The sequence below is a fragment of the Johnsonella ignava ATCC 51276 genome (assembly GCF_000235445.1).
GTDB lineage: Bacteria > Bacillota > Clostridia > Lachnospirales > Lachnospiraceae > Johnsonella > Johnsonella ignava.
The window spans coordinates 114996-130144 of record NZ_JH378833.1; the positions used below are offsets into that span (position 1 = coordinate 114996).

Below are 15149 nucleotides of genomic sequence, written 5' to 3' on the forward strand. Positions count from 1 at the left end.
AAACAATGATTTAATCATAGTTTCCCTAAAGTTTTGTTTTATTCCTGTAACTATTTAAGAAGCTCTTTAATTTCTTCTTCTTTTTGTTTATCCTTACTGTCTTCAACACCTACATATCCAAGGTGGTTTACAAGTGCCTGTCCGTCATCGCCTGTAAGCCATTCAAAAATTTTGTATTCGTATGAATCTTTTTTTGAATCGGCTCTTATTGCAACATAAAACTCATTAGTATAAGGATACTCCCCTTTCCTTATACTTTCATCATCAGGCATTGTTTTATCTATTGAAAGAAATTTAACTGAGGGATCATTTTTCATATTTTTAGCATAATAGTAAACTGAATATCCAATAGCATCGGCAGAATTGTCGTAGGCGGCAACCGCTTCAATAAGGTCTCCCATTTCCGTGGCAACAAGTTCAGGATACGGGTCTGTAAGTTTTTTATCTTTCATGACAAGCTTTTCCATAAGATTTTGGCTGCCCGAGTTTCTGGGTCTCTGGAAAGCCTTTATCTTATTATCATTTCCGCCAAGTTCTTTCCAGTTTTCGATTTCACCGCTGTATATTTTGACGATATTTTCACCGCTTATATCATTCACCGGATTGGACTTATTAGCCAGAAAAACAAGAGCATCTTTTCCTACAGGTTTTATTAAAATAGGCGGTATCTCTATCTCCTCACTGGAACTGTCACTCTTTCTTTCATATTTCACACTCTTTGTGCCTTCAGTCTCTTTTATAGCATCCATAAGATCCTGCGGAGGTGCATAAGCAAGTATTATATCGGCTTCTTTATCAAAAAGCTTATAATATGAACCCGTTGTCTTATTGTGAATGATTTTGCCTATGGCACTGTCCTCACTTTCACCTGTTGCAAGTCTGTATATTGCATAGGAAAGAGGTAAAGTTGCAGTTGAACCGTCTATTTTAGGATACTTGTCGGCAGGTATTTCAGGGTAACTAAAGCTTACTGAGCTGTCTTTTTTTACATCTTCCGAAGTCTCCTCCTGTTTTGTTTCCTCTTTTTTGGTTTCCTCCTGTTTTGTTTCCTCTTTTTTGCTGCTTGCCTTAGTACTGCCTGTATTCTGACAGGCAGCCAGTAAAAATGCTGAAAATAAAAGTACGGGTAAATTCAATTTTTTCATAACTAATCTCCATTCCTCCGCCTCCTACAGGCGGCAATATTGTAAAAAGGCATTTTTAGATTGTTTTTATACATAATACTAAACTTAAGCCATTTATTAAACATAAACGCTAATCGTATAAATCTGCCTGAGTCTCCTCATCATCACTATATTCACGCCTTAAAAGCTCATGTTTAAAATTATAACATTCTATGCAGTTTCCATGCATACATATATAAAAGTCGTCCCCGTAATATATAACATACTTTTCATCTAAATCTTTTTCATCAAGCCTTATAAGCTCACCTTCAGGAGTTAAAATTGCCTCAAATATATTTTTTGTAATAAATTCATTATCATTACTTAAGGTCTCATCGGATTTTTCTTCTGTATTTTTAAATTCTTTATATATGCTTATAGAACGATATCCTTCCTCTTTTTGAGGATCAATGAACACATCCATTGACACAGCCCCGGAATCACTATCGTTTATATTATCACCTGCAGCAATACACTTCCCGTTATAAAAAAGCATGCTTATTGTTGAGTTTCCCTCATATACATCCTCCATATCCTTTTTATAAAATGATACTATACGGCAGTTTTTTCCAAGAGTATTGTTATCTACTCTTCTATTCTCAAGATCTTCAGGCTTTAAATACCCGTTATGCTCTAGTTCAATATCTTCCCCAAGTATTATATCATGCAGCACCAGAATATTTTTATCAGTATCTTTTATATATGCCGTAAAAAATATACCTTCTTCAAGTAACTGTGCTTCCTCCTGTGTAAGCTTTCTTTTTAATACTCCATCCTCAAATACATTATAAAAATCGTCTTGAGACTTCATAACAGCATAGGCTTTCCCGTTAAGCTCCAAATTTGCTAACGTGCTTTCAGAAACGCTTTTACTGATTACCCTATTTGATTTTAAGTCATATAACACAGCACAGGCTTGGTTTTTTTTATAGTACTGAATAAGACATATATCCTTTTGATAATACATAGTGCACTCAACTATGTCGTCGGGAGTTGTACCTATTAGACTACCTATATCCAAAAGCTTATTTCCGGCAGTATCATAGATTGCACTGCTAACATTTAAATTCGATGAATTGATATTCTTTACTACAGCATATCTCTTATACTTTTCATCTATTTTATAATCGCCTATAACGGTAGTATATATTTCACAGCCCTTATCCGGAAAAATAGTATTTATCAATGCCCCTTCAAGATTATATATATTAATCTGGGTATTGACAGCACTGTAACCGCTGCCCTCCTTTACATTTACCCATATATAATCCCCGAAACGATTTGCATCTCCATACGGCAGGTATGAAATAATATCTCCCTGTTCATCTAATATAAAGTTATCCTTTCCATCGCCTTCAGGTATCACGTCTTTATACTTATCCTTGATTTTTTTATTTACTATTTGATCATCATACCAATATACACTGCTATTGGTATCAACAAATGTAATTCCGTCCCCAAGAGAACTTAGATTGTACATTTTATCAGCCTTATATAACCATTTTTCCTTATCTAATGAATATATACCCGGGCAAAGACTCTCAGAATCCTCTGCATATATGTTTTTCTTTGATATCATAACAGGTCCGTCTATTTCTACATCAGGAATATACTTTTTATCTTTAAAATCTTTTCCAAGTATAAGCGTTCCTTGTTTGCCATAAAATAATTTTGCCGGCACTGCAATATAAGCACCCTCCGTTTTATCTAAAACATTATTATTTGTATTATCATCTTTGGTATTATCTTTAGTATCATTATATTTATCCTTATCCCGTGTCCCGACTGTTTTTTCTGAACTCACCGAATTGCCGTCATTGTCGGCAGTGGCAATGCCTGAACCTACATTATCCCCGGTACATGCCGACATAATACATACAGTACTTAAAATAAATATAAAAATCCATATAAATCGAGATACCCTGAGACAAAAATTATAACTTTTACACTTAATACCCATAAATTCCCCCCCCTGTAAAATTAAAATTTACTTTTGACTGTATTCTATTCGGTTAAAACCGGCGGACTAATACAGCGATATTTCAAATAATATGCATTATGCAAGAAGACCTTCAACAAAAGCGGGAATCTGCTCAAGATCCTTTTCCTTAGGATTCCACAGCGGACGTATGTTTTCACTGATTACATCAAAGCCTGAATCTGCCAGCTTCTGCTGAAGTACCTTTACAGATTCTCCGCTCCAGCCGTAGCATCCGAAAGCGGCAGCCTTTTTATCCTTGAACTTAAGCTGCTTGAGAAATTCAAGCCAGCCAGCCACACTTGAAAGTATACTGTTTGCAACCGTAGGAGAACCTACTGCTATTGCTTTTGACTTGAATACTTCAAGCATTATTTCATTCTTATCCGCCTTTGATATATTAAACACCTTTACCACTGTATCCGGACTCTGTTTATGTATCTCCTCCGCTATCTTATGAGCCGCCTTTGCAGTTCCCTCCCACATAGTATCATAGGCTATGGTTACTTGATCCTCTTTATATTCCTTAGCCCATTCTGCATATTTTTCAACTATCTGCATAGGATTATCACGCCATATAGCTCCATGTGAGGGTGCTATCATATCAAACTGAAGATTAAGTTTAGAAATCTCCTCAAGCTTTTTTGTAAGTATTGCGGCAAACGGATTTAAGATATTTGCAAAATACTTCATTGCCTCTTTATTTAAAAGGCACTGATTCGCCTTGTCATTAAAAAGCTCCTCAACTGCATAATGCTGACCGAAAGCATCATTTGAAAAAAGTATATTGTCCCCTGTCATATAGGTCGCCATGGAGTCGGGCCAATGCAGCATTCTCATTTCAACAAATATAAGTTTTTTTCCGTTTCCTATATCAATTGAATCTCCTGTTTTTACAACACGAAGATCCCACCCCCTCTCGCCGTACTGTCCTTCAATACTCTTTACGCCATTGGCGGTACAGTAGATCGGCACCTTCGGTATCTCATCCATAATAGCGGTCAGTGAGCCTGAATGGTCGCATTCTCCATGATTTGCTATTATGAAATCAATTTTATTTAAATCAATCTCTTTCCTGAGATTTTCAACAAAATCAAAACGGTGAGGTGTCCATACAGTGTCTATCAGGACAGTTTTCTCTTCCTCAACCAGGTATGCATTCTGACTTGAGCCGTTCATTATAGAATAGTCATCACCATGAAAGCTTTCAAGCTCCCAGTCGATATAGCCTACCCAGCTTACATTATTTTTAACATGTTTTCTCAATATTTTTCCCTCCATTTCATATAAGTCCGATGTAGCATGCCCGATATACATTTTAGTATGAAAGCATAAAACTACAATCATGTAAATTATAACATTTTAACAGTAAATCTTCAATAAAAGTACTTAATAAATACAAATTAATATAAAAGTTTTAGTACATGCTCATTTCTTACTATTTATAATATCTTTACATATTTTGTCTGTACACAGTTTTTCCTTAAATCATGATAGAAGCAGTACAAAATACCTGCAACTTTCTCATGTGAAATACTTTGTCAATGTTTTATTAATGTATAACAACAAATTCCGAATATATAGAAATAAAACTATTTATGCACTATGCTAAATATTCCTTAAAATATTGTATTTTAAATTTCCTTTTAGAATATTGAAATAAGTATTTGTATACACTATAATGTATGCTATACAGTATTTGTACTGTAAAAAATGCTTAGGTGTATAAATTAATACTATATATCGTAATAATTGGTTTATATATCGAACAACTTTTTTCATGTTTTTTTAATATTTATTAACAGTTTGTAATTATTTAAGTTTGTGTTTTTAGTGAGGTATTTTTATGTTTATAATTTTTATGTTTATGTTTATGTGTCTTTTATCCGTAGTACTTGCTTTTATATTGGAGGTAAAATCCAAAGAAATTAAAAGACTGCACCGTGAAAATCTTCTACTTTCAAAAAAAGTAAAGGATTTAATGCACAAAATTGAAAGTCTGCACCAACCGGTTGAAGAAGAAGGAGAACAGTCTTCAAAACCTATATATTTAGAATCTTCACCCGCTCTTGAAACCGGTTCAAAAGACTTTCAGGCCGAAAGTCCGCTTATTAATACTTTTTCATATACGCCTCAAAACTCCGGACAAAAAACATTACCCGTAAAGAATAAGGGCAGTTTGGTACTCTGGCAGTCCCGGACTTCGCTTGTACTTGGTGTGCTGTTTGTATTTTTTGCAGGTCTTATATTTGCAACCACTACATGGTCCGTGCTTCCTTCCATAATTAAGATATCCATGCTTATAGCCTCTTCTGCGATATTCTTTTTTTCATCTTCATTTGCTGAAAAAAAGCTTCACATCCACGGAACAGGCAGAGCATTTTATGTGCTTGGCAGCATATTTTTATTTGTATCCGTCATATGTATAGGTTTTTTCAAGCTTTTAGGACCTGAACTTACTCCTGACGGTTCCGATAAGTTTTTCCTTTTTTTCGCAGGTGCGTTTCTGACTGAGATTTCATTATTATGCGGATTAAGGAAAATTAAAGGGATTTTCTTTGCTTCTATTGTATTATATGGTATAGATCTATGTACAGTGCTTTTCCTTTTGGCACTTAAAGTTGATAAGGATATATTTTTTATATGCACTACCGCATATGCTCTAGTTATACTGCTTATCGAACGCCTTATAGGCGAAACCATGAAGCATGGCATTTTACATAAAAATGAAAATGCTGCCGATGATATCAGCATAAAAGATCTTAATAAACAGCATAACCGCAAAGGTATATTTTCAGGTCTACATATTTTTATGTGCGGAGACAGTGTTATACCTGCTTTTTATAATTTTGCCTTAAATACCCTTATACTCGCAAGCATATTTCCGATGTTTTTGCTGGGAACAGGCTTTATATCTGGTATAGTTACCACAACTCTCGCATGTGCACACCTTATATACGGAAATAAAAATGACAGGAGTGAATTAAATATATCCGCATTTATACTCCTTCTATTTCTAAGTATATACAGGTTTATGGTTCCTGAAAGCATACAGGAGCTGCTCTTTATGCTTATGTCGGCACTTGCAATATTTTTTATGCTTGATTTTACACAGAGTCTTACATCAAAAAGCAGAAAATATATATCCAATGCAGCCATTATCACAGCTGCAATCGCATTTATATTTTGCTTTAGTTTTATAAATTCAGAGATAAGCATACACCATGTTCTGTCCATGGGACTGCTTTTTATATATACTTCAGTACAGAGCCTGCGTGATAAACGCTTCTATATAGGAAACGCTTTTACTTCAATCGCATTTTATATACTTTTAGTAATATATTTTAATATACCCGATGACATAATACCTTTTACTACTATAACTGCATTTTTGGCAGTACTTATACTAAGGGAGAAAAAGCTGATTCCGTTTAGAGATACCTACTCGGAAATAGTCTACACTATATGCGGACTACTTTATTCATTATTTTATGCAGTTATATACCATCTTTTTAAAGATTATTTTTCACTCAGGCTTATAGATATGTTTACCGAGCTTTATTCTCTGATATTTATAATATATCTTATACTGCGTTACGGAAAAAAGATCCTCCTTATAAAAGCCTTATTTCCTATATTTGGACTTTTATGTGTATATAATCTTGTCGATATTTCATGTCAGATATTAAATATCGACAGTTATATGATAAATTATGATATATTTGTACTTATATACCTGACCGTTCTTATAGTCCTTGATGCTATAAAACCGGATCAATATATATATGCAGCCTTTATGCTGGCTTCAATATATGGTTTTAAGCTATTATTTATTTATAATTCAGATTCTGCAAATATATTAATATGCTCAGCCTTCTTTATGGTACAGGCTGCATATCTATATTACAGCAGATATATTTTTAAAGGATATAAGGACTTTGCAGGCAAATGCTCATGTATTTATTTTTTACTCTGCGCAGTCTCCTTTTTAAGGATATTTGACAGATTAAGTATTGTAGATTATATGATATTAATAACAGCCATTGCATGGTGTATGTATATTGTTTCACTGATTACAGATAAAACTCTCACAGTATTTATAATGCTTATGATAAGCCTGTTCCACCTTATTCTTATCTGGGAATTAATCATATTCTATGAATCGGCATTCAATGATATACTGATATTTGTCTCATTTGCGGTATTATATATGATTTCATACAGGAAAAATATAAAATTGGTATCCGTTTTAAACGCCCTTTTATTTATACCATTTTTTCCCTCTCTATTTTATAATTATACCAACCCTTATAACGCATATTATGGCTGTTCAACCGATTTGGTCATGACAGGTATATCAGTACTTCTTGTTATAACCGTACTGCTTTTAAGAACGAAGTTTAATATTATAGAATTCCCAAATATAACAGCAAAAGCGGATACAGATAAAAACAACACTTCAGATATGCCAAATTATAATTCTCCTGATATAAGATATGATTTTTACAGCATGTTCTCATGTATAATTATATTTATACTGATATTAATGGGGAATGTTACATGGAATTTTATACATATGCTCTTAACATCATTATATTTTATACAATATATAAATATAAAAGGACTGAAACAGACAGCAATTGCTCTTTCAGAAGCCTGCATTGTAGCCGCATGTTGGATACAGCCCTGGTTTATCCCCCCGGAACTGTTTAAACTTGAGCTTTTCCTGCTGCCGGCAGCACTTTGGACATACTCTCTCGGCTTTATATCCCGTCATAATAAAAATACAGGTACAGTACAATTACTGCTTTATACCTTATTTATGTTCGCACTTATGCTTGATGTATTTATAAACGCCAATGTAGCGGATGCCTTAATATTTGAATCACTTTGTATATCCGCTTATGTCTATAATTCAACAATGAAAAAACGCATACATTCCGCATTAAGTGCGGCAGGTGCCTTAATTGTAGTACTTTATATGACAAGAGGATTCTGGAGCAGGATAGCCTGGTGGCTGTATCTGCTTATAGCCGGAATAGGACTTATAATATATGCAGCCTTAAATGAGATGAAAAAGAAATAATAAATAACAAAAGCTACATAACTGTACAAGTTAAATAAAATTCAGTACACAGTCAACTAAAAAACCGCACCGGTTAACCGGTGCGATTTTTTAGTTCCAACCTTTACATACATTTACCCATCTGTCATACGGAGCATATTTTTCAAGTTCCTCAATAGTCAGCTCTATGGCACTGTTTGCACTCCCACATGCAGGAAATACTGTATCAAAACGCCTTAAAGACTCATCAAGATATATTTTTACACCATCATTTACAGCAAACGGGCATACACCTCCAACCTCATGTCCTGTCAGATTTATAACCTCATCGGGTGAAAGCATCTTTGCCTTAGCTGCAAATTCGGCTTTATATTTTGAATTATCAATCTTGGCATCCCCCGCAGTTACTATTAAAATAGCATTTCCACCTACCATAAAAGAAAGAGTTTTTGCTATTCTGCTGCCTTCACAATTAAGTGCCCTGGCAGCAAGTTCAACAGTCGCACTTGATACTTCAAATTCCATAACCTTATTTTCAATGCCCATCTTTTTAAAATACTCTCTTACTTTTTCCACAGACATATATGCTCACAACTCCTTATACTATATTTAAACAAATTTCCTTATAGCTGATTATTTTTAAATGATTTGTTCTGTTTGTATATCAGTACCGTATAAGCTGCGATTATACAAACTGCTATAAAAGTTACCGGCAGCCCCGCTTCAAACCCATATGAACCGCCGTTCAACAATGTTAATTCACTGCTTAATGAGGTTTTTAAAATCGTTGAAGGCAGCATAAATCCGCTGACCGGAATGCCAAGCACAGGACCCAGTATAAAATTCCAGCCTGAATGAAAGCCTGACACAACCCATATATTATCATGGTAGTAATACATCATACTAAATGCAAGTCCGATTAAAAATGTATTTACCGTACTTATAAGCGAAGCACCCGCATTTCCCAAATGCATCAATGCAAAAATAAGCGAATTCAATATTAGCCCTATAACTACACCGGTCTTTAATGCAAGCTGTACAAATAAAAGACCTCTAAGCAAAAATTCCTCCATAAATCCCTGAAATATAAATCCTACCATTAAAAATAGCAGCACATATACATTAAGCTCACTATTAAAAGAAGTTTTTACTGCACCTGAAAGAATATTTAAAAGCCATATTATAAACAGAGCCAGTGCTGAAAATATACAACCAGTAATATAGCTTCCAATCTTATTTATATCCATTCCAAGTGATACAAAAGTTCTTTTTCCGACAATTACTATGTAAACTACACATATAAATGCCCCTATTATATTTGCGAGCAATATAAACGACATATTATCATCAGAACCTAATAGAAGGAAAGACATTAATCCTACTACTAAAGAATAAAGGATATAGCAAATCACTATATTTATAAAACCTAATTTTGTTACTTTTTTTGCCTCATTTAAGGTTTCATTAAATTTTAAAACATACAAAATTATTACCTCCCTGCTGCAGTAGATTCATAACTAAAATAGTATCAGTCATTTTTAAGATTTTTTCAGAACAATAATTTTATAATACCATCATTTAAATATTGATGATTTTAAAACACCGTCATTTAAATTCTGTAATATTTAATTTGACTTCACTTCTTTCCAGAGGTTATTATAAAGCTCGTCAGCTTCCTCTCCCAGATACTGGAATACTTCGCAGTTTTTAAGCATTTCCTGATCCGGAAATACAGCCTTGTTTTCCCTCATATCCTTATCAAGCAATTCAAAAGCGGCAGTATTTGGAGTAGGATAAGTAATATATTCAAAATTTTTCTTTGCTATATCCGCACGGCACATAAAATCAATCCATTTTTCGGCATTTGCCTTATTTGGAGCATCTTTAGGTATTACCCATGAATCAATCCAGAGATTGCTTCCTTCTTTCGGAATGACATACTTAAGCTGGTCTTCTCTTCCTGATGCTTTAATCTCATTTTGTATATACAGCATCTCTCCTGAATAAATAACTGCAAGTGCCGCTTCACCGCCTATCATCTTATCCCTTACCTGGTCTATAACATACGCCTGTACAAGGGGCTTTTGTGCTATAAGCTGGTCTCTGACAGCCTCAAGTTCAGCCCGATCTGTTGAATTTAATGAATAACCCAGCTTTTTTTCGCCTACCATAAAAGCATCTCTAACCGAATCCTGCATAAGTATATTGCCTTTATACCTTTCATCCCAAAGTACATTCCAGCTGTCAGGATCTCCCTCAACCTTTGATGTATTGTATATTATCCCTACTGTACCCCAGTTATAAGGCACTGAAAATTTATTTTCAGGATCAAATGCCTTTGACATATCCATATACTGCTGTCCTATATTTTTAATATTCGGCACATTATTAAAATCAATTTCAGCAAGAAGACCATTATCAACCATCTTCTTTATCATATAATCGGAAGGACATACCACATCATATTTTGCAGCACCTGAGCTTATTATAGGGTACATCTCTTCATTTGTTTCAAACATATCATATATAACCTCTATGCCGGTTTCTTTCTGAAACTGTTCAACGATACTGTCATCTATATATTCTCCCCAGTTATAGACATAGAGTTTTCCGCCGCTTCCTGCTTCCTTTTCCTGCCCATTCTTCTGAAGAAGTGAACATCCTGAAAGTAAAAAAGTCGTGCTGCAAAATGCCAATACACAGGCAACAGCTTTTTTTGCATATGCTACATATCTTTTATTCATATTATCTCATTCCTTTTATCTTAGTATTTTTATGCACTTTATTTATATTCGGTGCAAAATTTGTTATTAAAAGCAGTATAAGCACAACAAGAAATATAATGCTTGAAAGTGCATACATGCTTGGCTTTATACCTTTTCTAACCTCTGAATATATAAGAGTCGAGAGTGTGTTTATACCGGCTCCCTTTGTAAAATGCGTTATTATAAAATCATCAAGCGACATTGTAAATGCCAGCAGAAAACCTGACAGTATACCCGGAAATATATCGGGAAATACCACTGCAAAAAAAGCCTTTAAAGGTCCTGCACCAAGGTCAAGTGCCGCCTCATAGGTATATCTGCTTGTTTTTTTAAGCTTTGGAAGCACTGAAAGTATTACATAGGGTATATTAAAGGTTATATGGCTTACGAGCACTGTCTTAAAACCGAGTGATATACCAAATGATATAAATGCCAGCATAAGCGATATACCTGTAACTATATCCGCATTGAGCATAGGTATACTGGTTGCACCCATAAGCATGCTTTTAGGCAGCTTTTTCATATCATTTAATGCTATGGCTGCCGCTGTTCCTATAATCGAGGCTATAATTGAAGAAAGCAGAGCTATAATTACAGTATTTTTAAATGCATCCATTATCATACTGCTTGAAAAAAGCTGTGTATACCACTGCCATGTAAATCCCCCCCATCTCGTGCGGGATTTGCTTGAATTAAAGCTAAGCACCACCATCACAAGTATAGGGGCATATAAAAAAATCAGTATAAGTGCAAGATAGAAATCTCCAAAGATTTTCTCAAGCCTTTTTAAAATCCCGATTTTCAAAATGTCCTGCCCTCCTGACTGTCATATTTTGCTATAAGAGCCATACTTATAAATATAAATACCATCATCACAAGTGAAAGCCCGGCTCCAAGGTGCCAGCCGCTTCCTCTGGTAAATTCCTGCTCTATCACATTCCCTATAAGCAGTATCTTTGCACCTCCAAGTATATTGCTTATAACAAAGGTTGTAAGTGCCGGCACAAATACCATAGTTATGCCGCTTACTATACCCGGTATGCTCAGCGGCAGAAGTATATGGAAAAAGGTCTGCCTGCGACTTGCTCCAAGATCCCTTGCCGCATTTACTACATTGTCGTCTATCTTTACAAGAACATTATATATCGGCAGAACCATAAATGGAAGAAAATTATAAACCATTCCCAATATTATAGCATAATTTGTATTTATAACAGCTATACCCGGAAGAGTAAATAATGAAAGTATACCGTTTATAATCCCGTTTTTTTCAAGCAGAGTCTGCCATGCAAGTGTTCTAAGCAGAAAGTTCATCCACATAGGCAGTACAAATATAAATACTATAAATCTTCCGGCTCCTGCACCTCGTTTTTTTAAAATAAGTGCAAGCGGATAGGCAAGCAAAAGACATATAAGTGTACTTATTAATGAAAGCAGCAATGAAAGTATAAGTGCCTTCATGTGCTCATATGTTCCCATTGAAGTTATATTTTCAAATGTGAGTACACCGTTTTTGTCGGTAAGTCCATATATAACTATAAGTATAAGAGGCACCACCGTAAATCCGAGTATCCAAAAGACATACGGAAAAACCAATATTTTCCTGCTTTTTATCTTGCTGAGGAAATTATTCATTTACTCCTATCGCCTCCTCGTCCTCAGACACCGGCTTATTCATTATCTGTATATCAAACGGATCCACCGTTATACCCACCTCTTTTCCTACCGGCGAAAGATCCGTGGAGTGTACAAGCCACTCATAACCATCAGGTGTAGTAACCTCCATTTCATAATGTACGCCTTTAAATATGACATGAGTTACTCTACCTACCAAAGTCCCTTTTTCAGGCTCTACCAAATCTATATCTTCAGGTCGTATCACCGCATCAACCGGCTTGTTATTACCGAATCCTCTGTCAACACAGGCAAATCTTGCTCCGAATATTTCTACCAATTCGTCCTTTACCATTACTGCCGGAATTATATTTGATTCCCCTATAAAATCTGCGACAAATGCACAGTTCGGTTCATTATATATCTGCTCAGGTGTTCCCATCTGCTGTATATATCCCTGATTCATAACTACTATTGTATCAGACATTGTAAGTGCTTCTTCCTGATCATGAGTTACATATATAAATGTTATACCAAGTTCATTTTTAAGTCTTATAAGCTCATACTGCATATCCTGCCTGAGCTTTAAATCAAGTGCACCGAGCGGCTCATCAAGCAGAAGAACCTTAGGTTCATTAACTATCGCCCTGGCTATGGCTATACGCTGCTGCTGACCGCCTGAAAGCGAGTCCACATCTCTGTTTTCATAACCGTCAAGATTTACCAGCTTTAATGCATATTTTACCTTATCATCTATATATGCCTTTGATTTATTTTTAATTTTTAATCCGAATGCTATATTTTCAGCTATATTCATATGCGGAAATAATGCATATTTTTGAAATACCGTATTCAGATTTCTTTTATTTGGAGGTACATCGGATATATCCTCCCCGTCAAATACCACCTTGCCTTTGTCGGCTCTTTCAAAACCGCCTATTATACGCAAAGTGGTTGTTTTACCGCATCCTGAAGGACCTAAAAGAGTCAAAAATGCATTTTCAGGTATACTTAAATTCAGATCGTCTATCACCATCTCTCCATCAAAGCTTTTCTCAATGTGTATTAGGTCAATAAGCGTTCTTCCCATTAAAACAATCTCCTCCTATGTATTTTTATATTAAGGCGGTATCTTGCCCTGAGTAAAATTTTATTTTTTGTTGTTTTGTTTAATGCACATAATACCATAAATTTATAATTAATGTAACTGTTTTAAATGCAGCTGTATCACGGACTCTTTCAAAACTTCAAAATCCGCTGAACAGTCAAATATAACATGCCTGTATAAGAATTTAAATCACAGCCTATATAATTATGCAATTTTAGACGTTGCTGTCAATAGCTTTTTTAATTTATTTATGCTATACTTTACAAAATAGCTGCAGTCCTGATGTTTAACGGATTTAACCGGTTTCAGACATTAATTTAAAAAGCATGCCGCAATAATGCACTATTAATCTTCGGCATTATAATTACACAGTTTTATAGACAGAACGGAGTTTAAGATGACAAAAAAATATATGGCATATACAGGTTCTTATTCTTACACAGGTGAAGCAAAGGGTATAACCGTATATGATGTTGATATTGAAAAAGGGGCTTTTAAAAAAAGAGGCGAGATTGATATTAATAATTCATCCTATGTCATAGTATCACATAACAATAAAATCCTGTACTCAATAGCCGATGAAGGTGTTGTGGCATTTACAATACTCGAAAACGGCGATATAACAAGACTCAATTCAGCAAGTATAAAAGGAATGAGAGGATGCCATCTCTCAATAGACCATGATAATAAATTTCTGTTTGTTTCAGGCTATCATGACGGAAAGATAACTGTTATGACATTAAATCCTGACGGTTCCATAGGTCATATAGCAGACGGCATATACCATCACGGTCTTGGTTCTGTCGCAGAAAGAAATTTCAGACCGCATGTGAGCTGTACAAAGGTAACACCTGACGGCAATTTTGTTCTTGCATCAGATCTGGGGCTTGACAATGTAAAAATTTATAAGTTTTCACGACATGACGGCAAACTTATACTTTCAGACATACTTCCATGTGATATAAACTCCGCTCCGAAAACTTTCAGATTTTCAAAAGACGGTCGTTTTCTTTATCTTATGTATGAACAAAAAAATGTCATAGATATCTTTACATACAATTATGAGGAAGGAAAACGTGTACCCGATATAGAAAAAATACAGACGGTACCCTCATCAAACTGCACGCATTTAAAGGAATTAACTGCTGCCACCTGTATCAAATTTACATCAGATAATAATTTCCTTTTCTGTGCAAACGCCGGAGAAAATTCCGTAAGTCTTTACAAAAGAGACTCTCAAACAGGACTTCTTGAACCGAGATGCTGTCTGCCTATAAGCGGTGAATATCCCAAAGATATGGTAGTATTCCCTGATAACAGACATATCGCATGCCTTAACCATGAAAGCGGAACCATAACATTTTTTACAGTAGATTATGAAAAATCTCTTTTAGTAATGAGTTCAAACAGTGTAAAAGTAAACCAGCCAAACAGCTGTGTTATAGTGGAGGTATAA

The 15149-nt window shown here is 34.9% G+C and carries 11 protein-coding genes; 2 read left to right on the forward strand and 9 right to left on the reverse strand.

Annotated features, from left to right (window positions below):
- Positions 1-50: 50 nt before the first annotated feature.
- The 3 genes from HMPREF9333_RS12300 to HMPREF9333_RS07720 form a co-directional block, all read right to left on the reverse strand.
- A complete protein-coding gene (locus HMPREF9333_RS12300; RefSeq protein WP_005541173.1) occupies positions 51-1145 on the reverse strand; it encodes a PstS family phosphate ABC transporter substrate-binding protein in 1095 nt (364 codons plus the stop codon).
- A gap of 109 nt (positions 1146-1254) precedes the next feature.
- Entirely contained in the window at positions 1255-3123 is a 1869-nt protein-coding gene (locus HMPREF9333_RS07715; protein WP_040882598.1) for a hypothetical protein, read from the reverse strand.
- Between the two features lie 96 nt (positions 3124-3219).
- Positions 3220-4407, reverse strand: coding sequence for an oxygen-binding di-iron domain-containing protein (locus tag HMPREF9333_RS07720; RefSeq protein ID WP_005541176.1), 1188 nt, complete (start codon positions 4405-4407; stop codon positions 3220-3222).
- Positions 4408-4987: 580 nt separating this feature from the next.
- On the opposite strand from HMPREF9333_RS07720, the gene HMPREF9333_RS07725 reads away from it, so the two are divergent.
- Complete coding sequence (locus HMPREF9333_RS07725) at positions 4988-8227, forward strand: hypothetical protein (RefSeq protein ID WP_005541179.1); 3240 nt, start codon at positions 4988-4990, stop codon at positions 8225-8227.
- A gap of 90 nt (positions 8228-8317) precedes the next feature.
- On the opposite strand, the gene HMPREF9333_RS07730 is transcribed toward HMPREF9333_RS07725, so the two are convergent.
- The 6 genes from HMPREF9333_RS07730 to HMPREF9333_RS07755 form a co-directional block, all read right to left on the reverse strand.
- Positions 8318-8788: a YbaK/EbsC family protein gene (locus tag HMPREF9333_RS07730; RefSeq protein WP_005541180.1), complete on the reverse strand. Its 471-nt coding sequence runs from the start codon at positions 8786-8788 to the stop codon at positions 8318-8320.
- Between the two features lie 41 nt (positions 8789-8829).
- A complete protein-coding gene (locus tag HMPREF9333_RS07735; protein ID WP_005541181.1) occupies positions 8830-9690 on the reverse strand; it encodes a CPBP family intramembrane glutamic endopeptidase in 861 nt (286 codons plus the stop codon).
- A gap of 141 nt (positions 9691-9831) precedes the next feature.
- Complete coding sequence (locus tag HMPREF9333_RS07740) at positions 9832-10950, reverse strand: ABC transporter substrate-binding protein (RefSeq protein WP_005541182.1); 1119 nt, start codon at positions 10948-10950, stop codon at positions 9832-9834.
- 1 nt (position 10951) lies between these two features.
- Positions 10952-11776, reverse strand: a complete 825-nt coding sequence (locus tag HMPREF9333_RS07745) for an ABC transporter permease (RefSeq protein ID WP_005541183.1) — start codon at positions 11774-11776, stop codon at positions 10952-10954.
- On the reverse strand, positions 11773-12606 hold the full coding sequence (locus HMPREF9333_RS07750; RefSeq protein WP_005541184.1) for an ABC transporter permease: 834 nt from the start codon (positions 12604-12606) through the stop codon (positions 11773-11775). The genes HMPREF9333_RS07745 and HMPREF9333_RS07750 overlap by 4 nt, the downstream gene beginning before the upstream one ends.
- Positions 12599-13675 (reverse strand): ABC transporter ATP-binding protein, encoded by a 1077-nt coding sequence (locus HMPREF9333_RS07755; RefSeq protein ID WP_005541185.1) that lies wholly within the window; start codon positions 13673-13675, stop codon positions 12599-12601. Before HMPREF9333_RS07755 ends, HMPREF9333_RS07750 begins: the two co-directional genes overlap by 8 nt.
- Before the next feature lie 415 nt (positions 13676-14090).
- On the opposite strand from HMPREF9333_RS07755, the gene HMPREF9333_RS07760 reads away from it, so the two are divergent.
- Positions 14091-15149, forward strand: a complete 1059-nt coding sequence (locus HMPREF9333_RS07760) for a lactonase family protein (protein WP_005541186.1) — start codon at positions 14091-14093, stop codon at positions 15147-15149.

Coding starts and splice junctions, on each gene's coding strand:
- HMPREF9333_RS07740 (WP_005541182.1), bottom strand. CDS start 10,950: ATGAATAAAAGATATGTAGCATATGCAAAAAAAGCTGTTGCCTGTGTA.
- HMPREF9333_RS07755 (WP_005541185.1), bottom strand. CDS start 13,675: ATGGGAAGAACGCTTATTGACCTAATACACATTGAGAAAAGCTTTGAT.
- HMPREF9333_RS07760 (WP_005541186.1), top strand. CDS start 14,091: ATGACAAAAAAATATATGGCATATACAGGTTCTTATTCTTACACAGGT.
- HMPREF9333_RS07730 (WP_005541180.1), bottom strand. CDS start 8,788: ATGTCTGTGGAAAAAGTAAGAGAGTATTTTAAAAAGATGGGCATTGAA.
- HMPREF9333_RS07725 (WP_005541179.1), top strand. CDS start 4,988: ATGTTTATAATTTTTATGTTTATGTTTATGTGTCTTTTATCCGTAGTA.
- HMPREF9333_RS07750 (WP_005541184.1), bottom strand. CDS start 12,606: ATGAATAATTTCCTCAGCAAGATAAAAAGCAGGAAAATATTGGTTTTT.
- HMPREF9333_RS12300 (WP_005541173.1), bottom strand. CDS start 1,145: ATGAAAAAATTGAATTTACCCGTACTTTTATTTTCAGCATTTTTACTG.
- HMPREF9333_RS07715 (WP_040882598.1), bottom strand. CDS start 3,123: ATGGGTATTAAGTGTAAAAGTTATAATTTTTGTCTCAGGGTATCTCGA.